The 25,432-nt window shown below is 57.1% G+C and carries 23 protein-coding genes and 1 tRNA gene; 11 read left to right on the forward strand and 13 right to left on the reverse strand.

Annotated features, from left to right (window positions below; all coding sequences use genetic code 11):
* Positions 1-161 precede the first annotated feature (161 nt).
* The 3 genes from CUJ84_RS16465 to CUJ84_RS16475 all read left to right on the forward strand — a co-directional run bounded on the left by CUJ84_RS16465 (position 162) and on the right by CUJ84_RS16475 (position 2,148).
* Positions 162-238: transfer RNA gene (locus tag CUJ84_RS16465), tRNA-Arg, on the forward strand.
* Positions 239-507: 269 nt separating this feature from the next.
* The gene (locus CUJ84_RS16470) at positions 508-1,203 is read left to right on the forward strand and encodes a hypothetical protein (RefSeq protein WP_105006989.1); all 696 of its coding nucleotides are present in this window, start codon (positions 508-510) and stop codon (positions 1,201-1,203) included.
* Positions 1,204-1,611: 408 nt separating this feature from the next.
* The gene (locus CUJ84_RS16475) at positions 1,612-2,148 is read left to right on the forward strand and encodes a hypothetical protein (RefSeq protein ID WP_105006990.1); all 537 of its coding nucleotides are present in this window, start codon (positions 1,612-1,614) and stop codon (positions 2,146-2,148) included.
* Positions 2,149-2,652: 504 nt separating this feature from the next.
* On the opposite strand, the gene CUJ84_RS37990 is transcribed toward CUJ84_RS16475, so the two are convergent.
* From CUJ84_RS37990 to CUJ84_RS16505, 6 genes are all read right to left on the reverse strand, one after another.
* Positions 2,653-2,796 (reverse strand): hypothetical protein, encoded by a 144-nt coding sequence (locus CUJ84_RS37990; protein ID WP_158686940.1) that lies wholly within the window; start codon positions 2,794-2,796, stop codon positions 2,653-2,655.
* A 257-nt stretch (positions 2,797-3,053) separates the two neighbouring features.
* Positions 3,054-4,718 (reverse strand): hypothetical protein, encoded by a 1,665-nt coding sequence (locus CUJ84_RS16480; RefSeq protein WP_199788718.1) that lies wholly within the window; start codon positions 4,716-4,718, stop codon positions 3,054-3,056.
* A gap of 81 nt (positions 4,719-4,799) precedes the next feature.
* Positions 4,800-5,897 (reverse strand): dsDNA nuclease domain-containing protein, encoded by a 1,098-nt coding sequence (locus tag CUJ84_RS16485; RefSeq protein WP_210208130.1) that lies wholly within the window; start codon positions 5,895-5,897, stop codon positions 4,800-4,802.
* Positions 5,898-6,546: 649 nt separating this feature from the next.
* Entirely contained in the window at positions 6,547-7,227 is a 681-nt protein-coding gene (locus CUJ84_RS16490) for a hypothetical protein (RefSeq protein WP_158686942.1), read from the reverse strand.
* Positions 7,214-8,047, reverse strand: a complete 834-nt coding sequence (locus CUJ84_RS16495) for a hypothetical protein (protein WP_105006994.1) — start codon at positions 8,045-8,047, stop codon at positions 7,214-7,216. The genes CUJ84_RS16490 and CUJ84_RS16495 overlap by 14 nt, the downstream gene beginning before the upstream one ends.
* A 516-nt stretch (positions 8,048-8,563) precedes the next feature.
* Positions 8,564-10,309 carry an adenylate/guanylate cyclase domain-containing protein gene (locus CUJ84_RS16505; RefSeq protein ID WP_105006996.1) on the reverse strand — a complete coding sequence of 582 codons (1,746 nt, stop codon included), beginning with the start codon at positions 10,307-10,309 and terminating at the stop codon, positions 8,564-8,566.
* 217 nt (positions 10,310-10,526) lie between these two features.
* On the opposite strand from CUJ84_RS16505, the gene CUJ84_RS16510 reads away from it, so the two are divergent.
* Together CUJ84_RS16510 and CUJ84_RS16515 are read left to right on the forward strand one after the other, a co-directional pair.
* Positions 10,527-10,907 carry a response regulator gene (locus tag CUJ84_RS16510; protein ID WP_105006997.1) on the forward strand — a complete coding sequence of 127 codons (381 nt, stop codon included), beginning with the start codon at positions 10,527-10,529 and terminating at the stop codon, positions 10,905-10,907.
* Positions 10,904-11,131 (forward strand): hypothetical protein, encoded by a 228-nt coding sequence (locus CUJ84_RS16515; protein ID WP_105006998.1) that lies wholly within the window; start codon positions 10,904-10,906, stop codon positions 11,129-11,131. Before CUJ84_RS16510 ends, CUJ84_RS16515 begins: the two co-directional genes overlap by 4 nt.
* Positions 11,132-11,526: 395 nt before the next feature.
* On the opposite strand, the gene CUJ84_RS16520 is transcribed toward CUJ84_RS16515, so the two are convergent.
* Positions 11,527-12,723, reverse strand: coding sequence for an adenylate/guanylate cyclase domain-containing protein (locus tag CUJ84_RS16520; protein ID WP_105006999.1), 1,197 nt, complete (start codon positions 12,721-12,723; stop codon positions 11,527-11,529).
* Between the two features lie 121 nt (positions 12,724-12,844).
* On the opposite strand from CUJ84_RS16520, the gene CUJ84_RS16525 reads away from it, so the two are divergent.
* Together CUJ84_RS16525 and CUJ84_RS16535 are read left to right on the forward strand one after the other, a co-directional pair.
* Positions 12,845-13,543 carry a hypothetical protein gene (locus CUJ84_RS16525; RefSeq protein ID WP_158686943.1) on the forward strand — a complete coding sequence of 233 codons (699 nt, stop codon included), beginning with the start codon at positions 12,845-12,847 and terminating at the stop codon, positions 13,541-13,543.
* Positions 13,544-14,105: 562 nt separating this feature from the next.
* On the forward strand, positions 14,106-15,029 hold the full coding sequence (locus tag CUJ84_RS16535) for an adenylate/guanylate cyclase domain-containing protein (RefSeq protein WP_105007001.1): 924 nt from the start codon (positions 14,106-14,108) through the stop codon (positions 15,027-15,029).
* A 342-nt stretch (positions 15,030-15,371) separates the two neighbouring features.
* Here CUJ84_RS16535 and CUJ84_RS16540 read toward each other — a convergent pair whose 3' ends face one another.
* Positions 15,372-17,138, reverse strand: coding sequence for an adenylate/guanylate cyclase domain-containing protein (locus CUJ84_RS16540; protein ID WP_105007002.1), 1,767 nt, complete (start codon positions 17,136-17,138; stop codon positions 15,372-15,374).
* 199 nt (positions 17,139-17,337) lie between these two features.
* On the opposite strand from CUJ84_RS16540, the gene CUJ84_RS37995 reads away from it, so the two are divergent.
* Positions 17,338-17,742: a hypothetical protein gene (locus CUJ84_RS37995; RefSeq protein WP_158686944.1), complete on the forward strand. Its 405-nt coding sequence runs from the start codon at positions 17,338-17,340 to the stop codon at positions 17,740-17,742.
* A gap of 608 nt (positions 17,743-18,350) precedes the next feature.
* A complete protein-coding gene (locus CUJ84_RS16555; RefSeq protein WP_105007005.1) occupies positions 18,351-18,623 on the forward strand; it encodes a hypothetical protein in 273 nt (90 codons plus the stop codon).
* A gap of 297 nt (positions 18,624-18,920) precedes the next feature.
* Here CUJ84_RS16555 and CUJ84_RS16560 read toward each other — a convergent pair whose 3' ends face one another.
* From CUJ84_RS16560 to CUJ84_RS16570, 3 genes are all read right to left on the reverse strand, one after another.
* Entirely contained in the window at positions 18,921-19,115 is a 195-nt protein-coding gene (locus CUJ84_RS16560) for a hypothetical protein (RefSeq protein WP_003577126.1), read from the reverse strand.
* 489 nt (positions 19,116-19,604) lie between these two features.
* A complete protein-coding gene (locus CUJ84_RS16565) occupies positions 19,605-19,922 on the reverse strand; it encodes a hypothetical protein (protein ID WP_018496949.1) in 318 nt (105 codons plus the stop codon).
* 289 nt (positions 19,923-20,211) lie between these two features.
* On the reverse strand, positions 20,212-20,928 hold the full coding sequence (locus tag CUJ84_RS16570; RefSeq protein ID WP_105007006.1) for a competence protein CoiA: 717 nt from the start codon (positions 20,926-20,928) through the stop codon (positions 20,212-20,214).
* A 156-nt stretch (positions 20,929-21,084) separates the two neighbouring features.
* Here CUJ84_RS16570 and CUJ84_RS16575 point away from each other — a divergent pair, with 156 nt between their 5' ends.
* The gene (locus CUJ84_RS16575) at positions 21,085-23,256 is read left to right on the forward strand and encodes an adenylate/guanylate cyclase domain-containing protein (RefSeq protein ID WP_105007007.1); all 2,172 of its coding nucleotides are present in this window, start codon (positions 21,085-21,087) and stop codon (positions 23,254-23,256) included.
* A gap of 11 nt (positions 23,257-23,267) precedes the next feature.
* Here the strand turns inward: CUJ84_RS16575 and CUJ84_RS16580 are convergent, their stop codons facing one another.
* Together CUJ84_RS16580 and CUJ84_RS16585 are read right to left on the reverse strand one after the other, a co-directional pair.
* On the reverse strand, positions 23,268-23,777 hold the full coding sequence (locus tag CUJ84_RS16580) for a YHS domain-containing (seleno)protein (RefSeq protein WP_105007008.1): 510 nt from the start codon (positions 23,775-23,777) through the stop codon (positions 23,268-23,270).
* A gap of 13 nt (positions 23,778-23,790) precedes the next feature.
* Positions 23,791-24,384, reverse strand: coding sequence for an ankyrin repeat domain-containing protein (locus CUJ84_RS16585; RefSeq protein ID WP_105007009.1), 594 nt, complete (start codon positions 24,382-24,384; stop codon positions 23,791-23,793).
* Between the two features lie 422 nt (positions 24,385-24,806).
* Here CUJ84_RS16585 and CUJ84_RS16590 point away from each other — a divergent pair, with 422 nt between their 5' ends.
* Entirely contained in the window at positions 24,807-25,403 is a 597-nt protein-coding gene (locus tag CUJ84_RS16590) for a GNAT family N-acetyltransferase (protein WP_245457485.1), read from the forward strand.
* Positions 25,404-25,432: the final 29 nt, after the last annotated feature.

Below are 25,432 nucleotides of genomic sequence, written 5' to 3' on the forward strand. Positions count from 1 at the left end.
GCAAGGCCGGCGGAGTTTTTATGTAACCTTCCCAGGCCGACAGATAAAAACACCCGTTAAACCGCAAGCACCCGTATTTCTGAGAATTTCGCGATTGAAGCCGGCCGCAAGCTAGGCTAAGAACCACCCATCGGACAGGCGATTCAAACCGCCTTCGGCATGCACCCGTAGCTCAGCTGGATAGAGTGTTGGATTCCGATTCCAAAGGTCACAGGTTCGAATCCTGTCGGGTGCGCCACTTCATTCCGGGTCCGTTCTGGACACATAGGTTACGGTGATCTTGCGCCGCAGGTTTGTCCGTAATTGCCCGTGGTTGGACCAGTTATGATCCGATAGATTTGTCCTTCATATTGAATCAGTGATTTTGAGTAGAGTAGACGCGGTAGGCGTGGCAGGCGTCCCCTGGCGGCACGTCGCGAATCATTTTCAGCAATGCGGCTTGAAGACGGCCGCCTTTTGTCGCTTTCATCGCTCGATGGAATGATCTCCTCCTTGCGGAGATCATTCATGCCGAACCGCCCTTCAGAGCTGTCCAACTTCTACCCCGACAAATTTGCGCAACATGCGAGATCGCTTGAGGCAAGTCTGGTTGGTTGCTCAATAGCTGCCGAGCAGACCGGTGGCACTATTCATTCGTACGCTGGAGAAACCGACATGAGCCCCGCGCTTTTTGAGTACCGTATTGGACTCCTTGAGCGGCTGCAGTCGGTCGATCGCCAATGGCGACAAGCAGGTGAAGAGATGACGGACCTGAGTGGCTCAATTGCGGGCCTAACACATGAAGCAGGATTATATACGGCGATGCCACAAGGGCTCCCGGCCGGGACAAGGCGGTATGTCCATTTTGGCCGGCAGTGCGACATAGGAGGCTCCGCGAACGTTTATGTGGAAGGCTTCTATTACGGCACCGTTCAGCGACCGACTGGTGCAGCGATAACATTCGCTTTTGTCGGGGGTGGCGACCCGAAGCCGCACAGCACACTCGCCGACCGTTTGGCTTCACTCACACGCACGGCAATCGGTATCGTCTCGCCAAATGCAGAGACGATCAACAACATCAAATTCGTCGCGGCGGACCCTCAAATCCTAAAGAGTGCGTCGTTGTCTCGCGCGTGCGATTTCGCATGTGCCGCACTCAGGTTGATAGACCAACGATTTCAGGTCTTCCAAGAGTATCGGCCTTCGTTCGGCATCATTCATTGATCGCCCCTCTTGGGAGCTATTACTGACATTGAGGGTAATGAGGCGAAGGGCGTGTTAGAACCACTCCTCTGGATGGACGGCAACCGCCTACAACTACCGGATTGCATTCTTGCAGGCGGTAAGCTCTCGTCAATTTTTTGAAGGTAAATCCTGTCACACTCGGTGCCGACGTGGACTGGCGATCGAGGGACACGAACGCCCCGTTGGCCAATCAGCTAAACATCGCGTGCCACCCATTCTCATTTAGCAGCGGGCAGGCGTTGGAAGCGAAGTCGGCAATTCCGAGTCTCCCTGAAATCTTTTTCCAGAAAAAACAGAACTCGGCTTCCTGTTTACGGTTCGCCGGTGATTTCCGGCCATAAACGGACCTGACCGGATATTCCGGTCTCGTTCTTATGGAGTCAGTAAATGGAATTTATCGCAACGAGCTGTGTGCACAGCGAAATTATGAAGCCCCGGCCCAACAAAGAGGTCTTGTCGTTCCTCGACGCAAACTCGGTTCTGTTGGCTTTCCCGACAGTCACCGAGATCATGTGGGGCATCGAAAACATCAGGCGCGCACAGCGGGACAAAGCCCTCAAATTGACGGATGCGTTGAACACTGCCCTTCGCACGCACACCTACCTCGACAGAATGACACCGGATGTCGCCGAGATGCTTGCCGCCATGCTTGCGTGCAAGCAGCTCAAGGATTTGTGGATCGGCAATCCGTCGGCAAACTGGCCAGTTTTTCGCGAGCATCTTACAATTGCTGCGTTGTCGATATGCCTGGCTGTACCCGTCGCAACAATGAACATGACGGCGTACGCCCGTATCACCGAGTTCTTCCCTCTTCCTGGAATTTACTATCCGGGGCAGTTCCGATGGCACGCACGACCAGTGGCCCACCCCCAGCTTGTCAGCGTAGCAGTTGGCCAGCACGCGACAAACGTGCTGACCAACTAACGTATGTCAGAGCGGTAGTTCACAAAAATGCAGGCTGACCCGCAAAGTCAGGCAAGCATTTGGTCTTGGTACTCGACGGCCCGCACGCTTGCAGGCGTGCTGGCTGTCTCCAAGCGAACCGCAACAGTGCCCAGGGCAACCGTCAGCGGCTTCAGTCAATAACGGGCCCAGTTTTAGAGCCGAGCCCGTTGCAGGTTCCCACTGTGCAGTCGCTGCCCGGTGGGTAGGCGCTTGGCCTGGACACAGGTATCGCCGGCAAACATTAAAAAAGTGCCGGCTTTTCACCTTGGCTGCCAATTTGGCAACATATGACTTCCGCAGTTAGTGACAAAGCCTCGCCCTGGCTGCGGTCGCGCTCTAAACCAACCGAGATTTCTTCTCGGCGTCCTGCTCCTCGACAGGAAATCTTGGAAACGTCGAGAGAACGAAGATGCGGGCGATGTCCAACGCAAGCTTTAGCGTAAGCGAGTTCTGGGCTGCGTCGTACGTCTCTTTGAATTCCGTTCAATGTCCCATCATCCCTTCCGGGATGGTATCGTTGCTAGCCTCCAGAACGGCGTGCAACAGCACGGCCGTCTGCACGTCGGCCACCAGCATCGGAACGATCAGTCTGACGCGCCTCAGCGCCTCCTCGGTATTCAACGCCATGCCTGCCTCTCACGCGGATGGGACGTCTCGTCCGTCGATAGCAGCACCCGCGGCAGTTTGTACCGACTTGGCTCGCCCTTCCCCGTGAAGTCTTCGAAAAAAGCAGCCTCGATAGGCCGGCTTTCGGAAAGCAACCGGTAGAGTGGCCTAAGGTACCTGGAAATATTCGAGAAGTGGTCAAGGCGATATTCTGGAAACAAAATTTGGCTTTCTCACCTCCGGGTGAACAAAAGGCGGTTTTTCATTGTGCCAGATCATCATGCCTGCATCTGAGTGAAGAACGCCTGCATCCGGTCGTTCATACCATCGAACTCCTCCGGTCTGAGCACCGAAAGCTTCTGGTCAAACTCAAGCACCAATCCGTCATCGACTTCCACCCCGTGCATCGACACTGTCCCGAGGATGGTCTGGCCGGTGTCAGGGCGTTCCGAGATAATGAGCTTGATCATGGCGGCGACGTTGGCCGCATCCTGGTCCTGCTGGTTGGGACTGTCGAGGATCATCGGAGCCGTGAACGACCCCTTGAACTCGTAGATCGTTTTCAGGAACGCGAGATCATATGCCAGCACCGCCCGAGGCTGGTCGCTCCCGGTATCACTGATGCGGCCGTTGATCTTGGAAACCGTCGCATGATCGATCGCCGAAACATCCAACTCGCGCAGGTAGCGCAGCATAAGGACCGCATAGAAGTTCTCGACCTTCTCCCTGCGGTCCTTGTCCTTGAAAGTGTCCTGCTTGTCTTCGATCTCGGTGATGCGGCTTGCGTAGTTGCCGATCTGCCTGTCCAGTTCGGTGAGTTGCTCGTCGAAAAGACCGGCGGCGGCGCGACGGCCTTCCATCTTGATGACATCCCGGAGACTGACGTCACCTCGTTTCTCGTCCAACTGCGTCTGGATTTCCGCAATGGTGGTGTCGGCCGCGCGCACTTCCAGCTGCGCCTTGCCGACAGCTTCTGACAGTTTGCGCATCTCCTGCCCACTTCTGGTGAGAAATTCGAAGCACGCCTCGCGGTCGTCCAAAATGCCGAAGCGGTTGGCGAAGTCGTTTTGATGAACAGTCCCGCACGTCGGGCAAAGTATCTCTTGGGCCTCCAGGGAGGCGGCGAATTTCGCGTCCTTCTCGAGTTCGGAGATCGCCTCCTTCGCGATACGAACCTGGCTGTCCAGCGCCGTTCGCTGGTCCAGAACTTCCGCGAGCTGGGCCGCGCGGGTCTGCCTAATTGCTCGTACGTCCTTGAGCCTGACCAGTAGCCCCTGGATGGCCTCCTCATGGTCAGCGAGCGTAAGCTCCAGACCCGAGAAGTCGGCCTCGAGACCGAGCTTTGCAACCGCCTTGCCAATAGTTCTGCGCTCGGCGGCCAGTGCCTCCTGTTCAAGCTGAAGTTTCCGCCGCTCCGCCGCAAGCTCGTAATACTCGTTTCCGAGAATGCCGGAGTGGTAGTCGATGACCGAGTTCTTGAAGTCGACGTACTGACCCAGGTGATCGAAGGAGTTGAACGGTTTTTCCCATCCGCCCTCCTGGTTCACGTAGAATGGAAGTAGCGCGAATGCCGGAGGCGGTATCTCGGGCTCGCCTTGCCGGTTTGAAAAGACGAGGCCGAACTTAAGCATGCCGGCGATGAACGGCCCAAGGTCCTTGGTGATATTTCTGGTGCAGATAAGAGCCTTGCCCTCGCCATCGAACACGGCGACGGTGTCGCCTGTCCGGAGGATGGAGTGCCTGACACCGTCGATCGTGAAGGTGACCATCGCCTTTACCTTGGCGTCGTTCCACTTCCGGTGAATGGATTTCGGCGCTGCGCCGAAGGCCCAGTACAGGCTCTTGATTACAGACGATTTTCCGACGTCATTCGGGCCTTTGATCACCGTCAGCTTCGGATGGAACTCGATCGCCCTCGCGGTCCGTTCGACGAGCGACAGCAATTCCAGCTTTTCGAAGCGCAAGTTTCTCATCGTTCTTTTTTCTCAGATTCCGTATCAGCAGTTGGTATTTATCGGTCGCACTCATCGCTTGAACTCATAAAGTATGACGGCATGCTCGAAGTCTTCCGCCATGTCGCCGAACCTCTGCCGTATAAGGCTTCGGACGGCAGGGAGCGACTGCACTACCCCGTCCCACATAGTGGACGCCGTTTCCATAATGGGGACAACGATATTCTTGACCGCATCGGCGAATTCGAGCCCCGACGCATACGGCCGTTCAAAGCGCGACATTTCGTAGTTGCGCCACTCCCTCTCTATCCGGGCCGCTTGGGCGAACGGCAGGTTCAGATAAGAGGCGACCGAGTTCCAGTCTGGCCGATGCTGGCGACGCTTTTGGAATGACTCCAGCTTCCCCGTGATATCGGCGCGCGTCAGGAATTTGGACTTCCTCAGTTCGTCGATCCCGGTCAGATCGGCAAGCTTCTTCGACCTTTGCCTGCACTCGTCGACGAGAATGAAATTGAAGGCGCGCGAGTCGATCCCGCTTCCGATGGCATCATCGAGGAACTTCGTCACGATGCCGAGTAGCGTTTGGTCATAGGTATCAAGGTGAAGGCCGCAATCCGAAAAATGGAAGAGCGGCAGGTGATCTGTCGATTTGAATCCCGAGCATTCGATTCCCAAGGCAGTTATGAACTTGTCGAGCTTGGCCTTTTCCGCCGCACTGAATGGAGCTTCGGTCAATTCGCTGGACATCTCCGACAGCGGCCGGTTGCTTACAAAGACCACCTTGTCCACCGTCGAGCCGAAGCGCTCCACGTTGTCAAACATCTTGCCAGCGTAAGAAGGCTTGCGCGTTTCGCCCGACTTCGTCCGCTGGCTGATCTTCGCCAGGCTCCAGCTTGGGCTCTTCGTCGTCTTGACCTGGTAGAAACTCAAACGTGTCGGTGCCGAGAGACTGTCCAGCTCAGCGATATCATCGTGAAACTCGAAAGCCACCGCATATTCCGCGCCAGAAGAGTGCAGCGAAATTACCTTCATGAGGCCCCAAGCCGTCTGGAAGTCGAACCGGTCATAGGCTGTCCGCCCGCCGTTCTCCCGCTCGGGCACTGTCAGTAGGTCTTCGATTATCGTCAATGACATCCCCACCAAGCCATCGAATCGCGCAACAGCTTCCAAGTTGTGTGGGAACGCACCTTATTGGTGTTTTTATTCTGCGCAAGCCGACGCTATCCGACAACGAACGGTTCTCTCAGCACCATGACCCCTCAGAGCTTGGGCGATCGGCGGTTTGTTCAATGGCAGTTAACCCCAAGGGTCGTTGAAATGCTCTTCATCGATCGCGCCGTTGGCGTGAATTTTTCATCCAATGGGCCACCTCTGCTGCGCTCTGTGCCGCCACCCGGAGGTCTTTAATAAATCCGCGGACGCACCCGTACGTTCTCTTATGTTCCCGTCGCGCTGGGCGGTGAGATCACCTGTTCGACGCGTGGCATCTCGCCACGACGCACGGTCGGCTGTACTCGAGCACAACCGATCGCCCGTCTGCGGCTTCGGGCGCGTCGAAGACCCTGCGCGCACGCAACAAAGTGATTGGCCTATGACCTCCGGGTCACAGGCCGTTTTCAGGTGCGCTTAGCAGTATGCGCTATGCGGGTGTTAATGACTTCACGGTATCAGCGTTCGGCAAACTTACGGCACACCTCGGTAGGTCATCCTGGGCGACCGGCAAACGGTTTGTCTTGCAAAGCAGGCTTATCGGTCCGCTTTCGACAAAACGGATATCTGGTCGGTACCGCGATGCGGACGGTACGATTGCAGGACGATATCAGCTGCCGTTAGCGAACCCCGGTGCCAAAGCGGCATGACTATAGAGGTTGTCGAACTTTCGCTTGAAAGCCTCCTGAAGACCATAATCGCCTCGAAGAGCATGGCGGTAGTCGATGAGATAGGCTTTAATCGCATCTCCGAATGCGTCACGGTTGACGACCTTAGTTTCGAAGTCGATCAACGCATATCGCGAGCGACCTGCCTTGACGATCCAGCCGTCTTTCGTCTGCGCTTCGTGAACAAGCCCGCATCGGATATCCCCGTAAAACACTCGCGCACTGGCCTCCGCCGGAAACCAGTCCGAAAATGGTGGGTTCTGGCAAAGGAATTCCACAAACAGTCTTTTGCTGCCCCCATATTCGTAATCTACTCCCCACTCCGCACCCTGCCTGTAATTCCAGCCTCGGCGCAACGAGGCCAGGAATTCGACCACCGAGCACTGGATGGTTAGGATTAAAAAGCCCTCGCCCTTGAGTTTTCGGCTCCGATCTATCCCCTCGATCGGATCGAAGTAACGAAGCCTAAACCTCGTATCCAGGCAGTTCTGAATGGCAAGGTCCCATTGTTCAGGAGAGGCATCCGCGGCCAAGGCTACCTTGATGGTTGGCCATGCTTTCGGAAACTTATCTGGCGATGACACATGATCGTCGGACGCACGTTCTGCCTCAGTCATCTTCACCTGTGAGTTCCTTCCAGCGTCCGACATCCACGTCAATGTATCCCACGGGGTAACTTCTTCCCATATTGGCGAATGGAAGTTCGCCCTCACTGTGGACCCGTATAAGCGCAGCAGGCGGCAAGTCAGAGGTGACGAAAAGATCGAAGGCGCTCTTTTCTGGAATACCGCCTATTGCCCTGCCGAACGTCGCGACGACGGCAACGGCCGCCGAGTAACTGTGCGTGGTTGCTGACATCGGAACCGCCACTTCCAGAATTCGTGGCGTTCCTGTTTCGGCTAGCGAGGAAAGCACGCTCTCATCGTCGAGGAACATGGAAGCCACTTCTCCGCCCCAATGCGCCAACAAAGGTTCGACGCCCCCGTCGTCCGGCGAAATCGGGTGGGAAGCCATCCAGAACTTTCCCGAGCGTGATGGCTGCGAGTGAAAGGGGCTCTGCTCGAACATTGTATCGGCGGCCGTTGCCGCAAGGGCCCCGGCGCGCACCAGCACATCCAGGCGACCTCGGAGCAATGACAGGGTCGACACTCGCACGCCATCGGCGCGAAGCGTTCCGACCTCCTCGTCCGTCATGCGGCTATAATGATATGCACGGATCGTGCGGCTTCGCATTTCCAGATCGAGCGCCTCGCGAAAGTGCTGGAAGGCGGACGCATATGGATTGAGGGGCCGTGTTATCGGCCGATCGAGACCACTCGCCAAGTCATAGGCGAGCGTGATCTCCAAGTCTGTCTTCATATAGCCGATGATGACTTCAGCTTTGGCAGAAAGCATCTCATGGAGATCGGCATCGAACGTCCTGACATCCCAGACATCGATCATAGTCGCTCACCGCCCCGCAACCTAAACCCGATTCCGCTTAGCAGCAGGTGAGTTTTCGCCCGCTTCCCGAGTTGTCGAAACCCGAGGTCGTCGAGAGCAGACCCGAAAGAAAGGTTGGGTGTCGGGGCATTACGAGGAACCTCGCCAGCGCTCGTCGCAACGTCTTGGGAATTCGCTTGCGATTTATCGTCCATGGGCTTTGATATCTTATCCGATCGGCGACAAGTTAGCCGGTTGGATGGCTCTTTGCACGCTGTTTCGACGTTAGGAATTCGAGCCTCGGCTGCGTCGTCCGTCTCGTTGAATTCGGTCCAATGTCCCTTTATCCCTTTCGGGATCATGTCGTTGCTAGCTTCCGGAACGGCGTGCGACAGCACGACCATCTGCACGTCGGCAACCAGCATCGGAACGATAAGTCTGACGCGCCTCAGCGCCTCCTCGGCATCAAAGCCATGCCTGCCTCATTCATGCGGATGGGAAGTCTCGTCCTTCGACAGCTTATCCCTTCACAGTATCCTATGGAACAATGTGAGAAACGGACACTCCAGCTTTATGGAAGCCATCCAACCAAAGTTCCCCATCGCCTGATAGGGCGCATAACCTTACGGTATTGCGGGCATAGACAGTGGCGTCGAACGTGTCGGGCTTCTGCCGCGCTATGACTGCAGCTTCCTCTACCCTGCCAAGCTGGGCGAGACAGGCCGCCTGGTTCAACCTGAAAAAATATGGCGGATTGATAAGGGTTCCGTATGCTGCCAGGGCAGCATCAAACCTGCGCGCCAAGTAGTAGCAGTCCCCGAGACTAGAAACGAAGGCCGGAGGCAGGAGCGGCTCGAACTTGCACCCCCGCTCAACAAGAGCCAAGCCTTCATCGTGCCTCCCCGCATAGGCAACGATCATTCCTCGTGCGACAAGGACATTTATGTCATGCGGACTCATGGCGATCGCAATGTCAGAGTAGCGCACGGCATCGTCAATTCTCCCTACGAGCAAAAAACACGCAGCGACGCTGGTAAGGACGAAGGGATCAGTCTTGTCGGCCGCGATTGCACGCGCGGCGAACTGCTGGCACTGAATCTCAAGTTCGGCATCTGTTGCGGCGCTCGGCTCACTGAACCGCCAATAAGCGTAGAGTAACCCCAACGAAGCGAGAGCGGGCGCGTATGTCGGGTCGATACGGACCGCCTCGTGCATGTGTTCGCGTGCACCCTGTTCGTCACCATTGCGCCAGGCCGCTCCTGCTCGGAGCCACGACGTATAGGCGGAGATACTCGTCGTGGAAGTCCTTCCGCGCACGATACCGGCGATCTCTTGAAGGTTGAAAAACAAGCGGCCAATAATCGCCTCGACGATTTGATCCTGAACAGCGAAGATGTCCGCCATCTCGCGATCGAATTTCTCAGCAAAGACATGAGCGCCGGTCTGTGCATCGATCAATTGCACCGAAGCGCGCATGCGCTGGCCGGCCATCCGAACACTACCTTCGAGGACGAAATCCGCGCCGAGCTGTCGGCCCACCTCGGCAACGTTCACCGATTGGCCCTTGTAGCTGAACGTGGTGTTCCTGGCTACGACGGAAAGATTCTTGAAGCGACTCAGCTCGGTTATGATGTCTTCGGTGATGCCATCGGCAAAATAGTCCTGTTCCGCGTTTCCCGACATGTTTGTGAGGGGTAGAACGGCGACGGTGGTAAATCCCTTGTCGCGAGCAAGCGTAGCCGAGGGTAGTGCGCGAGACGTCTCGATCCCAAAGATCCTGACTGGCGCAGCGATGTTCTTGAGCTGCACGAGTCCCAAGTCTTTCATCGTGATGGAAATTTTGCCCCGAACTTCATTGTGGACTTTTTCGGATATACAGATGCCGCCCGGCTCGGCGAGCGTTTCCAACCGCGCTGCGATATTGACCCCCTCACCATAGATATCTGAGCCCTCACCGATCACATCGCCTATATTGATGCCAATCCGGAGTACGATCTGACGGGGTTCTGGAATGTCGGCATTCGCCTCCGTCATCTTCCGCTGAAGCTCGAGGGCCGCCTCGACGGCCCTGATCGCGCTGGCAAATTCGACCAGCACGCCGTCGCCCATCAATTTGACAATGCGCCCTCCATGCGCGCGCACCACCGGGTCGAGCACATGCCTTCGTCGCTCCTTCAATGTCTCGAATGTCCCAGCCTCATCGGCTTCCATCATTCGCGAATAGCCGACGACATCCGCGACAAGGATCGCAACGAGGCGTCGGCGTATTGATTTCTCGATCACGCTCCGACGTCTCCTGTGTGTGGGCCGTTCTGAGAAGTCGACCTCGCTCGTGACACATTATCGGATTGTGGGTTTGATCAAAATCTTCTTGTGGCACTTGCTCCATATTGCCGAAGTTTTGACTGACGGACACTCTCCGAACGGATCTTCGGACTTCAGTCGGAAGTGACAGGCACGGTCGTTTTCGATACTCTTGCGCTGCCCCAGAAGGAGAAATATGCCTACGATCCTCATCCTTGAAGACGAACCGTTCATCGCGCTCGATATCGAGACGGTTCTGGAGGAATGTGGCCAGCGCAGCTTCGTAACGCTCTCGACCGGTTCGGACGCCCTTTCCTGGCTGAAGGAAAACTCGCCGTCCGCCGCAATCGTCGACCCTCGCCTCTCGGACGGCGTCTGCACTGCCGTCGCGCGGCATCTCGTCGATTCCGACATTCCGTTCATTGTCTATTCGGGCGAGACGGAATCCGTTTCCGAGCTGGAACCCGCGTTCGCAGAAGGTCATCTTCTGATGAAGCCGGCCTCGCCTGAGCAGCTTGTGGAAGCCGTCGAGACAGCCTTGTACGGGTCCGACCGTCGGCGTAAGTCCGGGACATGACGACACGTTATCTCTGGACGTTGGAACGCGAAGGCCGGTCGACCCGCAGCGGTCTCGACACGGTCGAGAAAATCATTTCGATCATTGTGGCCGAGGACGTTCCAGGTGCCATGTCGGCCGACTGGGTGGTCTCGTTCATGCGGATCGATGCCGACCAGGACGGATCGGCAGCTCACGAATCCCCGCTGGGCTGGACGCTGTGTCTGCAGCAGATGGCTACCTAGTTCGCCTTGCTGTCAGGTCTCGATGCGGTAGACAGCGGCGTTGTCCTGCACCTCTCGAAGAGGGCGGGATATGAGGGGTTGCAACGTGTATCCTTATGGCAGTCATTGCCGTGGCAATGGGAGCTACGGCTTCGTACGCGGCTGAGGGCCGGCGGGTTTCGATCGGATGGCAGACCGCATGCGGGGTCGATCCAGGTGGAATAAGCCGTTCAGGAGGTGCCTATGTCTTCCATAAGAGTTCCAACCATTGCAGCGGCGGTATTTTCAAGCAACGATCTCAAGTGAATTCGGGCAACATCCCGGTCAACAGACAAGTCGCACGGTGTCTACTCCCAGAAACCCTTCGACTACGAGATGAGGTCGGTAGGCATGCAGGTCCTTCGCGTCGGGTAGCCTTACTTTATCCGCTGGCCAACTTGGGTTTTCTCGATTTCGATGACCACGGCATCCTGGGCCGGATCGATGTCATCCCAAGTGGGTTTTGGTTTGCTGCCATCAGCTCGGAACTGGGCGTAGTTCTGGTGGCCGCCGGAATTTCCCGGCTGATAGGGAGCCCATGCAGTGTATGACAGTGGTTCGCCATCCACCCAATGCCATCCTCCGTCGGGTTCCTTCGCTCCGTCGTCTTGCATCAGTCCGATCATCGGTCCGCTGCTTTGCGGCTCTCCATCGACGTCCTGCACGACCCAGTAACCTGGCTTCTCAAGGGTTAGGTTGTAGACGAACTCGTTCTCTTCGGCCGAGGTTATGGTCGCAAGATGTCCCTTCAAGCCGGCGGCCAGGTCGAGTAGTACCGCCATGGTGCCCCCCCACGTTCTGATGACCAGATACCTTGAATGACCAAAATGTCCTTCGGTGACGAGATCGAAGTTCGCCAGTATGTCCTTCTCCGATTTGCCCTGAACGCTGTCTTCCTTCTTGTATGCCCGCTGCGCCCACTCCGGTGTGCGTTGCTGCGTCAGGACAAAGACCGAGGCCCCGAAAGCCATGACCGTCAAGATTGCTAGGCCAGCCAGAAACGCTGGCTTTCGGATAAATGCGGCCCACTTTCTTCTTGATAATGCTATGAAGTTCTCATCGGCGTCGGAGATCGCGTAAACGGTGATCGGCTTCGCGAGGTTCTTGACATAGTGTTCGCCAATCCTCTTGAGTTCGGTAGGCAGCTTTCGGTCGACCTGCTCAAATACGCCCTCACTGAGGCATATCCCGCCTGGCTGAGCGATCGACTCCAATCTTGCCGCGATGTTTACCCCGCCTCCGAGAACGTCGCCGTTCGGCTGCACCGTGACATCGCCGATGTTGATTCCAATACGGTATTTAAGGCGTTGCGCCGACGGTACGGTCTCGTTGTAGTTCTTGTGGGCTGCCTGGATATCAATGGCAGCGAGAACTGCTTCGACCGCGCTATCGAATACTGCGATGACGCTGTCGCCAGCGGTATTTGCGATTGACCCCTCATGTTTACGGATAATCGCGTCCATTATCTCGCGGAGTTTTGCCAGATGAGACAAGGTGGCAATTTCATCATCTTCGACATGCTGGCTGTATTGCGCGATATCTGCGGCGAAGATGGTAGTAAGCCTTCTGCCCATGTCGACCCCCCGGGTATCGAAATATAGGCAATATACAATTTGGTCACTGATCCATAAAGCACGAGCACCTCGTCAATATTAGATAGGACTGCACGCGGTTGAAACCGGCGGATGACGCCCCTTGAGCGTTCCAGCACACCCGTCCGAATTCCAGCGGCAAGCATGGCCGGAAAACGGGCTCCTGGCGTTCTCTCCGAGCGCGATGGCGACAAGCAAAAAATCGACGTCACTGCCGTCGGCGGCAGTTGCGGAAGACAACGGTTTGCCGGAACTGAGACTGCTATTGTTCACCGCAGAAGGTTACGTCTACGCGAGGGATGACGAAGGAAACTTGTCGATTTTTGACAAGGGTTTCGACGGCGTGGAGGCCGCGCGGGTCACCGACGACGGGAACATTTTCCTTAAACGAGGGCAAGCCGAAGGTGAGGTCGTGCCGTGGCCTCCAAAGGACCTGACGATCCCTCCGGCCAAACAGGGAGCGCACACGTACGAAAACTTCGAGGGCATCGAGACTTACGTTGGCACTTTGGTCAAGGTTCATGGCAAAAGGATTTCGGTCCACCTGCCGTGGAGGGTCAATACCCCGCCGATGGAGTTCCCGGGTGGCACGATCGTGGCAAACGCCGGTCCTGACGGCCTCTATACATTGGATTCGGAGAAGACGTGTGAACCTGTTGATCACAGCCGCGAGATAGCTGGAAACATCATTCACCTGTTCCAGCTGCCCGCCGAGAATGAAGCCCTCTTGGTCAACGGAAGAGAGGGACTTTTCCTCCTGGTCAAGAAGAGTGATCCGCGAGCGGTGAGTTGCTTGAGATGACTGTCTAAAGGCCGGGAGGCGACGACAACGCGGAATGATCATCACGATGCCGTTCGCGCACTGGCCTCGTTTTGCGGCCGAATAGCGTTCTCGACCGTCGCAACTGCCACAATTGTATTGTAGGGCTTGGGCAGGAAGCTTGCCTTCGCGGGCAGATCATTTGGGTCAATGTCCGCCCTCCCCGGCGTGACTGCGATCCCGATGTGCGGGCTGACGCTCGCCACCATTCTCGCAAGGTCGATACCGTTGAGGCCGCCAGGCATGTCGACATCGGTGAAGATCGCGTCGACGTCGGTTCGAAGGCCAAAATTCCTCCCGCTTCCAAAACCGATCCGGCCTCAAGAACCGCAAACCCGGCGTCCTCCAGCACATCCACCAGAAATAGGCGGACCAATGAGTTGCTCGCGGACCGGCGTTAGCTATCGTCGCGAGGGAACAAACCTGCCCCGTCGTCGGTTGATGAGCATCGACCGCCCCGTCGTTGGAAACGCATCCGGTCTGGTCGTTGGCATTGCTTTTGCAAACAACTTTGGGACTGGGTGTGTCGGATCGGACCGTTCGGATGGAAGCGCCACCGCTTGAAAGAAAGCTTGCAGCCATTCTCGCCGCTGATGTCGAGGGCTACTCCCGACTGATGAATGTTGACGAGGAACAGACACTTGCGACCTTGACCTCGCATCGCACGATCGTTGATGCGCTCATTGAAAACGCGCATGGGCAGATATTCGGCACCGCCGGCGACAGCGTGCTGGCTGAGTTCCCGTCCATCGTCCATGCTTTCAACTCGGCTGTGGCGATCCAGCAGGCGATGTGGCGCGCCAACCGAGAGCTTTCCGAAGACCGCCGAATGAACTTTCGCATCGGGATCAACGTGGGCGATGTGCTGGTCAAAAACGGTGATATCTTCGGTGACGGCGTCAATATCGCCGCCCGGTTGGAAGGGCTCGCGGATGTCGGAGGCATCTGCGTGACGAGGGGAGTCAGAGATCACCTGCGCGATCGGGTCGATGCGACCTTCGAGGACCTGGGAGAGCATAGCATCAAGAATATAGCCCGCCCGCTCCGTGTATTTCGCGTCATATTCGATCCGGAGGCAGAACCGGTACTGGATATGGAATTGCCCCCAGTCGGAATGCCCAAAGAGTCCTCTTCAGTGGAGCAGTCGGTGGCGCACGACCCCGATGGCGACAACGAGGGCCACCGCGTCGAAGTCGCCTTCTGGGAATCGGTACAGCAAAGTGACGATCCGGCCGAATACGCTCTCTACTTGGAGCGCTTTCCGAATGGGCAATTCGTCGAATTGGCCGCGGCCCGTCTTGAAAATGGCGGACCTGGCGACCACGATCCCGGCGTCGAAGTCGCCTTTTGGGAGACGGTGCGCGATACAGGCAATCCGGAAATGATCGGAGCCTATTTGGCCAAATATCCGCAGGGGCAGTTCAGCGAACTCGCCAACATCATGCTGGGCGAGCTTCGCCAAAATTGATCCAGGAGAGCGCGTCTTCGATCAATTAAACCACGGTGCTTGAGATCGGCATTCCTAAGAAACACTCAGCCGGGCGTTGGTGCGGTCAAAATGCCGACGGTCTTCCTCTCCAGCGCCCACACTGCAGACCGTTTCTATCCCCGCAGGCGGGACACCGGCTCACGACTGGTTAGGTAGCAAAAACCACCAAAAACGACCTACGCACATGAATTAGAAGAAAAATTCCAGACAAACTTCCGAGAATGCCTGTTGATCGCGCGGCAGCCTTGCGTGTGCGCCCTCGTCGGGATTCGCCCAAAGCGGGTGCTTTCGCAAGGTGGCCGTCTAGCCTAGCGCCACATTTCATTCTTTCGGCATACCGGCGAGCTGCAATCCGTCGAGGATGGGTTCCATGCGTTCCGGAATCTTGGCGGGTTGGCCGGCGCGGAGGCGAGCGACGGTGACGCCAGGCGAAAAGGCAAGCAGGCCTGCAAGATGCTGTCGGGCTTCCTCCATGCGTCCGAGCTTTGCGTTGGCCGCAATCATCATCCAGAAGCATGGACCGTAATAGGCATTCGCTGCCATGGATTTGCGCGCCAAGGCCAGAGCCTCTTCATAATTGCCGCGGACCATTTCGACATGAGCCAGCCCGGTAAGGTTCCAGTGAGCACCAAGACTGTTCGGACTCAGTCGTTCGGCGCGCAGGAAATATGTGACCGCTTCATCGAGACTGCCGCAATGGAGGTTCGCGACGCCCGCAAAATTGACCACATCGAGGTTGTTGGGGTTGAAGGCGACTGCCTGGCGTACCAGCTCGAAGCCTCGATCATATTCTTTCAGGTACTGGATCAAGGTGTTGCCGCAGATACCCGCAACGGTAGCGTCACGGTGGCCATGGACAAGCGCCCGTTCGATGTAGTTTTCGCAGACGGCTCGCTGATCCTCAACGCCGGCCAACTTCCAGCCCAGGGTCCCGCGTTGCATAAGCAGCCCGACTGCCGTCGCAAGGTAGGTTGCGTTGTTCGGCTCAAGGGCAATTGCCTTGTTGATCAGAGTGAGGCCGTCGTGGTTCCGCTCCGGTGTGTCGGAGTAGAAGTACAGCATGGTTTGGAGGTAGAAGTCATAGGCCTCAATGCTTTCTGGCCGTTCCCTTCGTGAAAGCGCGATTTCGGCAATCTTGATCTGCGGCTCAACGATCGCCACGACGCATTCGGTAATGCGATCCTGGAAGTCAAAAACATCTTCCGTCGAGCCGTCATAGTGCTCTGCCCACAGGTGCGCGCCGGTCGCGCCTTCGACGAGCTGTGCGGTGATGCGCAACCGGCTACCGGCACGTCGAATGCTGCCTTCAAGTACGTAGCGCACGCCAAGCTCTTGCGCGACCTGGCGAATGTCGATGGCCTGTCCCTTGTAAATGAATGAAGAATTGCGCGCGATAACAGCGAAGGAGCGGAAGCGACTGAGCGCAGTTATTATGTCTTCGACGACTCCGTCGGCGAAATACTCCTGATCCACATCGCCGCTGATGTTCTGGAAGGGAAGAACGGCCAACGACGGGCGCATGCTGTCTCCCGTCTTGAGCGGAACGACTGATTTCGCTGCCGTTGACCGAGGCGGACGCCATTTCCAGATGTGGATGGGTCTGTCGATGTTTTTCAGCCGAACCCCGCCGCCGTCCTCGAACAATGCGTTGACGCGGCCAACAATGCTCTCCTTGACAATCGCAGCGATGCAGATGCCACCAGGCTCTGCCAATGGCTCGAGTCGGGCGGCAACGTTGACCCCGTCGCCATAGATGTCGCCGCCGTCGAATGTCACATCGCCGAGGTTTATCCCGATCCGCAGTACGATTTCCGGGGGCGGGGCATCGACATTGCCGGCTCTGTTCTGCAATGCCAGTGCGCAATTGACCGCATCCACGACGCTGTCAAATCGGACGAGTGAGCCATCACCCATCAGCTTGACGAGACGGCCGTTATGGCTCGCAACGGTTGGATCGAAGACACACTGCCGGTGAAGTTTCAAGGCGGCCAAAGTGGCGGTTTCATCGGTCGCCATCATGCGAGAATAACCGACGACGTCCGCCGCCAGGATTGCCGCCAACCTCCGATCGACATGATCATGGCTCATCGTGTCTCTCTCCCGCTCAAGAGAGCATAACGCCCACCCAAGTGCGATCCAAGATAGAGATCGAATTCTGGAGCAAGAAAGTCCTCTCGAACTGGTTCCGGCATCGCGAGTGATCGGGTGTGATCCAATGCCCCTACGCTCTGTTGTGGCCGGCCGGTTCATGACGCACCCTTGATGAATGGATGATCACGGTGCGAAAATGAACGTTCCAATTCCGACGATATCGAGAGCCATCTCGGAAGAGCAGATGCAGCGTCGGTTTGAAGCTGATCTCAAAGGCGATGTCGAACTCGGCAGCCTTCGTCTCATCCGATGGAGAATATCCATCGAGAAGAACAGGGAGAAAGGTATCAGCCTAGGACACCTCCTATCGCTGGCAGAAAAGATCGAGTCGAGATGGATCGCCATCAAGGCGCAATACGGTGAAGGCGCATTACTGGTAGAGGAAAACAACGTCTCCCAGATGCTAACAGCTCCGGGTGGGCGGTTCGCCACGGAACCGCACTTGCTTGAAAACGCGCGCGTCCTGCGAGACCTCAAGGGTCAAGAGTGGTGGTCGCGAGAACATCGGCTCGACTCGCTCCTTGAATTGGTTCGAGCTTGAACTGATGAACTACATAACGGCCAACCGCTGAAACGGAGTCGAACGGTACTTGCTTTCGGCGGGCAACCAGACCATCGGCGTATATTGTATAGCCGAGAAAAAGATCGAATTCGATTAGGATTTCGACCTGCCTCGATTCCAGACCGGCCACAAATGCCTTCTCAATCAGTTCCTGCAGCTCGTTAAAGGCCTGTCGTATATACTCTTTCTGTGCATCGAGGGCTAAGCGAGCGACGATTTCCTCAAGGTTCGGGCTTTCTAGGTCATTCCCCGATGAGGTCTTTGTAAAATAAATGACGCGAAATACGGGCTCTTGCCCTGTAGCGTTCGCCCGAACGCTCCGAAATCCGATACCTGACATCTGTCGCCCCAAGATTAGTGACAGACCCTGATAAGGGGCGACGTCCTAAAATTGTATGAGCGTGCTACCTAGTGGCCGTGGGCGTTTTTGTGCGTCGAACAGAATGTGAAGAACGAAAATCCGCGTAGCTTCTTCCTGGAATGTCCGCTGGATAGGCGACGGGAACTTCGGTGTCTCGCGGCCGTTTAGTTGCAGATGCGGCGTATCGGGCGGACATTCTGCGCCTCGGGCGGCAGAAGAGATCGTCATGGCAAGGGATGCCGACATAACCATATTGAGAAAGCGCGGAATGCTGGCGACCGTGCGCGGCGTCGTTGCGCATAGCGTGGGCGGGGCCGAAGTCGAGACTGCGCCCTGCGATATGCTACTGGGTAACGCAATTCTGCATGTCGCGAGACTGGATGTTTCGGTTTGCACGACCGCCGCCGCGAGTGTCGTTGTGGAGGGCATCACTTTGAATTGCGAGGACTGCCGTCGGCTCGCCTTGAAATATGGCGACAAGCTTGAAGTTCGTGAGTAGGAAGCAAGAGCCCTGATCACTGGCCGATCAGCTTGCTGGGCCCAAGGAACCTCAATCGGACATCAACACGACAACCGACCTCGGAGCCACGAGAGAATTCAGTTCGATGACGCGGTGTCCGGGAGTTTCATGGTTGAGACGTGGGGCATTGACCCGCCTCGGCTGATGCTCTTTCGTCCACCATTCTTCACCTTTGAGTTCTCGTAATCGGGCAGCGTTGTGAAACAGATGGGGATTGCGTTCATGTCGGCCTCGGATGACGGACGCCGCATGACGTAGAAAAATATCTCCTGCCATTCAGTGCGAGGTGATCGCACGACCGCTGGACGCGAGATGCTCTGTAATGGCGCGCCGGATTTCGGTAACCGTGTCGAAGAGCCTGTTGTCCAGGTCGATGACATTGAAGCGGACAGCGATGAATTTGAGGCGGTTTTCGACAGGGACCGCGATCCCGACTTCCTGACCGTTGAATACGACAGCTTGCTTTTGCATAACAAACCTCGGGCGCGCCACACGGGAGCACCATCTTAGAAAAGTGGAACAAAGGGTTTACGACGCGTCAGATTGCCGTCGTAGGTCGGTATCGGATCGAGACGAGATCACGCACTCGCTGCACCATTGCGAAGAAATGAAGTCGGACAAACAACGTCATCATCCTCCTCAAGCGAGGTCAAACGACCGCTGAGTATCGCCGGCGAGGGCCGATTATTTCGGAACTCTTCTGTAGAAAACGTAGTCGAGAAACTTCGAGTAAGCAACTGATTTTTGTTATTAATTAGCGTTTTGAATCGTATGACAATTACCGCAGGTGCGAAGTAACAAATGATGTACGTTCGTCCGATACCCCATCGTCGAAGGCCCGCCGACGGCTTTACTGGCGATATTGCAGATCGCCACTGAGCGCAGGTGCCAGGTCGGCTGGACCAAAGAGTCCGATTCCGCTCCCACGTAGTTTCCGGACTGGCGCGATATCCCTGGGCTTCAGAAGTACCTAATCACCGTATAACCAGCGATATATCCGAGTGGGAACATTGCCGCTACAATGTAGCCAGGTCGATAGTTCGACGTCATGGCAATGACGCTGGTTACTAGCCCGGCTGCAATCCCAGCCGCGAGGACAGCTGGAAGGGCATCCGCCGCGAACGCGCCTGGGCCATCCCCTGATCCTATGGAAAAGAAATAGACAACAATCATTGCGACGGTTGCCGCCATAAGCGTCCACCCCTGTCGCCAGAACGCAAGCCCGACGAAACCTACGATGTACGGCAAAACAAAAAGGAGAAAGAACAACATCAGCATACCAAACTTCGGAGAATAAGACCCTCGCGCTGGGGGCACCGGCAGAGGGTCGCGAAAAACGCTAAAACTCGAGAGCGCCACTAAAACCTTACAATGCATTATCATCGCCTCAGCGCGGCAGAGAAGATACGTCGAGCTTGGGCACTCCTCGCACGGCCACGTTCAACTTGAACCGGGTCTTCTTATTCTGGCAATCGCCGATGCGCTAAACTATTCCGAATTTTGAAGGCCGTCGAAATGATATCGATCGGCCTCATCCTTACCCTCGACATCCCATGCTCACAGAGTTTCAAAACCTTGGGCGACTTCGTGCTTGTTTTATAATAGGCCTGCGAAATCCGCGTATGGGCGCACCCGAGAGCAGATGGTCCACCACGCTCAGCCGATGCACAGGTGTCACGATCACACGACCCATGGGCGGGAACTTCAGCCGCCAAAGGACTCCTGTCGAAGGCAGCCGAGGCAAAGAAAAGTCGGAATCGCCGAAATCCAGGAACACGGGACGGTGCCCTCCTCTCCACCGCTCGATGATCGCGGAGGCACGATCAGACAGGAGCCACGCGCGGGCCTCGGTCTCCACCGATGGAGCGTCGATCAGTGCATCGCGGAATGAAGACAGGTCGCGTTTCAGCCGATTGCCGTTCACGAGCCATACCATGGAACCGTAGAACGCCTCGCGAGAAGCCCTCTCCTGCGGCGAGATCGCCGAATGCTGAAATTCGATAACGGTACCGCTCGCTGCTTTCACATCGGCTATATGGACTTCGCCGTCCGTAGCTCGATGATGGATTTCCTGCCATTCCGTCGGGAACAGGTTCTTCCATGCTCGATGCCATTCGGTCTCGGGCTCCCACCAACGGTCGCAAACAGAGGTGCTGACGTGGGCCCAGTGATGCAGCCGCTTGAGACCGCACTTGGCTAGCGTTGACGATCCGCATCCGGGGCAGATTCCACGGATGCCAGTTGTCGCCTCCTGACGGATTCCTTCTACGAGGGCGAATTTCATTGTCATCTCCAAACCGCCATGAGCGACGCGCAAGCTCGGTTCCTAGTAGGGAAGTTGGCGGGCGGCTTGGATACCGCTTGGGGCTGCGGTGCCTGCGCGCCTTCGACGTGGTAAGATATCCGGCTCGCTTACGAGATCGAAAGGGTGGGCAGAGACATGGAGAGGCGGCTCACCGCTATACTTTCCGCCGATGTGGTTGGCTATAGCCGCCTCATGGGAGAGGATGAGGGCGGCACACTGGAGCGGTTGAAGGCATGTCGCAGGAACTTGGTCGATCCCGCCATTGCGGAGTTCCACGGCCGCATTATCAAGCTCATGGGCGATGGTGCACTGGTTGAGTTCGCGAGCGTGGTAGACGCGGTCCAATGTGCCGCGATCATCCAACGGAAAATGGCCAGCTACGACCCGAACACCTCCGAGGAAAAGAGAATTCAGTTTCGCATCGGCGTCAACCTTGGCGACATCATTGTCGAAGGCGATGACATCTACGGCGACGGCGTCAACATAGCCGCGCGCCTGGAGGGTCTAGCCCAGCCGGGCGGAATCTGCATATCCGGCACCGCTTTCGACCACGCGGTGCACAAGGCCGATGTCGGCTTCTCATCTCTCGGTGAGCAGAGGCTGAAGAACATTGCCGATCCGGTTCGCGCCTATAGTGTTCTGCTCGACCCCTCCGAGGCGGGCAAGGTCGTCGCGGCCCCTCGGGCCGGACGTCGGGCTATGATCCTGACAACACTCGCAACGCTCATAATCGCGGCCATCTTGATTGTCGTCGTATGGCAACGGCCGTTTGCACCGCAACGCCCATCGATCGCGGTGCTGCCATTCACAAATTTGAGTGGCGACCCAAGCCAAGACTATTTTACCGATGGCATTACCGACAACCTGATCTCCGATCTCGCCAGACTTTCTGACCTTGACGTCATCTCCCAGAATTCGGTGTTTGCCTACAAGGGCAAACCCCACGTTTTGGCCGACATCAAACGCGATCTCGGCGTGCGCTTTGTCGTTGAGGGCAGCGTGCAGCGGACCGGCGATCAAATCCGCGTCACTGCGCAATTGATGGATGCGGCAAGCGGTGACCATCTGTGGGCCTCTCGATTTAGTCGCGGCGCGGCGGATGTTTTTGCTGTGCAGGACGAGATGAGCCAGCAGATCGCCGAAACGCTCGGCCTGAGGTTGACTCGGTCCGAGACTAAGCGGATTACCCGTCCGCCGACCGCCAATCTCGAGGCATACGACTACTACCTTCGTGCCGAGCAGGCGACGCGCACCGGCCGCCGTTCACGGCTGCTCGAGGCACTGGCGCTCTTTGACAAGGCGGAGGCCATCGATCCCGGTTTTGCAGAGGCCTTCGCGGCCGACGCGCGCGCTACCGCCTATGTCTGGCAAAGCGTCTACGACGACGTTCTCCAGAGCGCCTTGGCGCGAAAACGGGCCTACGACAAGGCAAGTCGCGCTCTGGCCCTCGACCCCGACCTTTCATCGCCGTACGCCGTTCTTGCCATCATCCAGGGCGTCGACCGCCGCTACGAGCAGGCGATCGCCTCGGCGCAGCAGGCAGTGTCGCTCGGCCCCACCGACGCCGAAGCCTATATGGCGCTCGCATACGTTCAGTTGATCTCGGGCAATCATGCCGAAGCCGCTGCGGCCGTCGAGACGGCGCTGAGGTACGACCCGACCTTATCGGCTATCGACCGATATACTGCCGGCCTGGTTTTCTATCTGCAGCGCGACTACGCGAAGGCGCTCGCCAATTTCGAACGCGCGCGCGACGGTTCTCCAGATAACGGCGGGTTCGTCATTCCCCTCGCCATGGCCTATGTCCGAGCCGGCCGCCTTGAGGATGCCCGTGCGGCTGTCGCCGAAGGAAATCGCCTTCTCGCGGGGCTCGATTGCCTGGCGGGTTGGCGTATGGGCTATGCCCACTTCCGCAACGAGCAGGATTTGGCGTTTATCGTCGATGCACTGCGCGAGGCCGGCCTGCCGGAATGGCCCTTCGGTTTCAAGGGCGACGACAACGATCGGCTGAAGGGTGACGAAATCGCAAGCACCGTCATGGGCAAACTCCTGCAGGGCAAGACCGAACCCTTGGGAAGCCCGGCACTCATGCAAATCGGCCTCGATGGCAAGTCGGCATTCCGCTCGGCGACGCAGATGATGACCGAGACGGTTTCCGTCGATTACGACCTGCTCTGCGAACAGAGTGAAAACGCGTTTGGTCGAGCCGATTGTGGCCCGGTCTACAGACGTGCAAACTCGCCCGATAAAACCAACTATGTTTACGTGAACTCGAGCAAGGTCTTCTATTTCTCGCCCGTCAAATAGACACGTTGCGGTCAGTGATACTGATCCAGTTCGAGATCGGCTGCGACCTTCGGCCACTTGCTATCCGCCTGAGGCACGGCGTCCGCCGCATGGGCGGCGAACCATTCCGCATCGCCCTTGTCGTAAATCAGGTAAAGCTTGCCGTCGATGATCTTGAATGCCTCTGGATCGTTATTGACGGTGACCGATCCGTTCCCTACCTCGCCCGCGCAGTAGCCGCCGTACTGAGGGGCATATTTGAGCGGCTCACTCATGAACATTTCACGGTGTTTGGCATTGGCGAAATGCCACGGCGTCCCCAGCCATTCGTAGGAGAATTCCTCGGAGCCTTTCACTGCTTTGCCTTCGGTGAAATAGGCGACCGTGTCGTATCCCATAATCGCTACACCGCTGAAGTACCCCGTGTTTACCGAGTCGTCGGCAAATGCCGACGATCCGCCGATAGCCGCTGCCACAGCCAAACCGAACACCGCCACAGAGCGACCAATCGCTCGTGCACCGCTTCTGGTCACTACATCCATCTCCGCCTCCTGTTTAATCGTGGATTTCCATGCACTTCGCATAATCTTGGTCGCCCAGGAAGCTGGCCGGAGGGCAGGTCGCGCCATGCCGCTTGAACAGCCGGACGATGTCCGTGTTGCGCTTCAAGAATGCCCGCGTGATCGGCGTGTAGCCGTGAACCTCCGCATGACCGACGTCGGCCCCCTCAGCGAGCAGAAACGTGGCGAGAGCGACGTGATTTTCCTCGCCGGCCACCATCAGCGGGGTCACACCCGCTTTATTGGCTGCGTCATCGAGCGTCGCGCCGTGGGCGAGCAGCAGTTTGCTGATCGGCACGCTGCCGGAAAAGGCGGCAGCATGAAGCGGCGTAAAGCCACCGGAGTTACGCGCCATGACGTCAGCACCTTTGCCGATCAACAGTTCGGCCACGGCGAAGTGGTCTGCGAGCGAGGCGTTTATGAGAGGTGTTGCCTGATCGCGGGCCCGGCTGTTCACACTGACACCCGAGGCCAAAGCCTGCTCGACGGCTGTGCTATCTCCAGCCGCAACGGCATCGAACAAGGGTTCCCCTGCGGCCGCCATTGTCGCCGCGAAAATCAACACAGCCGATGCAAGCAGCCGGCGCATAGTTTCACCTTAGCGATTTCTAATACAAATAGCACAACGCCAGGACTTTGGATAGGCAATGTGCGCTGGTATAGGCGCTGCGATGGCATGGCGCGAAGACACCCGCAGGCTATCGAACGACGGGCAGTTTCTTCCGTGCAGTGCAGCACGACGGCAATCTTTGAAGCGAAAGGTCGCCATCCACGGTTTCGTTGCTGAAGTAGCGGACAACTACTCGTGTTCACCGCTGCCCAAGCCCAGGGTCGAAACGCAGGACTCATACGAAGCCTTGATCACTTCCACGAAGGATCGAGCCCTGGCGCTGTACAAACATGGACACGCCTGGACGCTCCATCGGTGTGTCGGCCCCGTGTCCGGTCATGGTCATGCCGGCCTCAATGGCACGGTGAGTGTCCTCTTTCGGGCCTGAAGCGGTCAACTCCATGATTCCAGGACATACCCTACTCGGCTATCGTGAAGCCGGAATGCGAACAACAGGCAAGGATGATCGCAGTGACAGGTTTCGAAATGCGGGCGACCTCCACCTCAGCAACGCGCAAAACTGCGCGGTTATCTTGAGACTGCCAGAAGCCCAGGATATCAATTTCACTGCCGACCTCTTCTCAAGAAAGGAACTCGTCGCGCATCGTCCCGACCCTCACCCAGACACACCAGAAGAGAGCGCCGCTCGCCTTGCGCGAGACATGGCCCATTGGAAAGATCACGGCTTCGGGCGATGGACAGCGTTAGCTGATGGAAATCTAGTCGGCTTCGGCGGAGTCACGGTCTCAAAGGAATTTGATGGCCTTAACCTCTCGTACCACCTTCACCCTGATTACTGGGGGCATGGTTTTGCCACAGAGTTGGTGACGGAAGCGGTGCGATTTGCATTCGAAGATGTCGGCACTCGTCGCGTTATCGGACTGATACGCCCCGCCAACCCAGCCTCTCGACGGGTTTTGGAGAGATGCGGCTTCTCGTTCGAACGAGAGGTTATGCTGCACGGCGCTCCGACTAATTTGTATGTCCGAGAACGATGACCGGTATTGTGCGCGCGCGCGCGCGCGCG

The sequence above is a fragment of the Rhizobium leguminosarum genome (genome assembly GCF_002953715.1).
GTDB lineage: Bacteria > Pseudomonadota > Alphaproteobacteria > Rhizobiales > Rhizobiaceae > Rhizobium > Rhizobium leguminosarum_V.

What these genes read in the sequence shown, in the direction of transcription:
- CUJ84_RS16470 (WP_105006989.1), top strand. Translation starts at nt 508, where the DNA reads ATGCCGAACCGCCCTTCAGAGCTGTCCAACTTCTACCCCGACAAATTT.
- CUJ84_RS16475 (WP_105006990.1), top strand. Translation starts at nt 1,612, where the DNA reads ATGGAATTTATCGCAACGAGCTGTGTGCACAGCGAAATTATGAAGCCC.
- CUJ84_RS37990 (WP_158686940.1), bottom strand. Translation starts at nt 2,796, where the DNA reads ATGGCGTTGAATACCGAGGAGGCGCTGAGGCGCGTCAGACTGATCGTT.
- CUJ84_RS16495 (WP_105006994.1), bottom strand. Translation starts at nt 8,047, where the DNA reads ATGATCGATGTCTGGGATGTCAGGACGTTCGATGCCGATCTCCATGAG.
- CUJ84_RS16510 (WP_105006997.1), top strand. Translation starts at nt 10,527, where the DNA reads ATGCCTACGATCCTCATCCTTGAAGACGAACCGTTCATCGCGCTCGAT.
- CUJ84_RS16515 (WP_105006998.1), top strand. Translation starts at nt 10,904, where the DNA reads ATGACGACACGTTATCTCTGGACGTTGGAACGCGAAGGCCGGTCGACC.
- CUJ84_RS16520 (WP_105006999.1), bottom strand. Translation starts at nt 12,723, where the DNA reads ATGGGCAGAAGGCTTACTACCATCTTCGCCGCAGATATCGCGCAATAC.
- CUJ84_RS16535 (WP_105007001.1), top strand. Translation starts at nt 14,106, where the DNA reads ATGGAAGCGCCACCGCTTGAAAGAAAGCTTGCAGCCATTCTCGCCGCT.
- CUJ84_RS16540 (WP_105007002.1), bottom strand. Translation starts at nt 17,138, where the DNA reads ATGAGCCATGATCATGTCGATCGGAGGTTGGCGGCAATCCTGGCGGCG.
- CUJ84_RS37995 (WP_158686944.1), top strand. Translation starts at nt 17,338, where the DNA reads ATGAACGTTCCAATTCCGACGATATCGAGAGCCATCTCGGAAGAGCAG.
- CUJ84_RS16555 (WP_105007005.1), top strand. Translation starts at nt 18,351, where the DNA reads ATGGCAAGGGATGCCGACATAACCATATTGAGAAAGCGCGGAATGCTG.
- CUJ84_RS16560 (WP_003577126.1), bottom strand. Translation starts at nt 19,115, where the DNA reads ATGCAAAAGCAAGCTGTCGTATTCAACGGTCAGGAAGTCGGGATCGCG.
- CUJ84_RS16565 (WP_018496949.1), bottom strand. Translation starts at nt 19,922, where the DNA reads ATGCTGATGTTGTTCTTTCTCCTTTTTGTTTTGCCGTACATCGTAGGT.
- CUJ84_RS16570 (WP_105007006.1), bottom strand. Translation starts at nt 20,928, where the DNA reads ATGAAATTCGCCCTCGTAGAAGGAATCCGTCAGGAGGCGACAACTGGC.
- CUJ84_RS16575 (WP_105007007.1), top strand. Translation starts at nt 21,085, where the DNA reads ATGGAGAGGCGGCTCACCGCTATACTTTCCGCCGATGTGGTTGGCTAT.
- CUJ84_RS16580 (WP_105007008.1), bottom strand. Translation starts at nt 23,777, where the DNA reads ATGGATGTAGTGACCAGAAGCGGTGCACGAGCGATTGGTCGCTCTGTG.
- CUJ84_RS16585 (WP_105007009.1), bottom strand. Translation starts at nt 24,384, where the DNA reads ATGCGCCGGCTGCTTGCATCGGCTGTGTTGATTTTCGCGGCGACAATG.
- CUJ84_RS16590 (WP_245457485.1), top strand. Translation starts at nt 24,807, where the DNA reads ATGATTCCAGGACATACCCTACTCGGCTATCGTGAAGCCGGAATGCGA.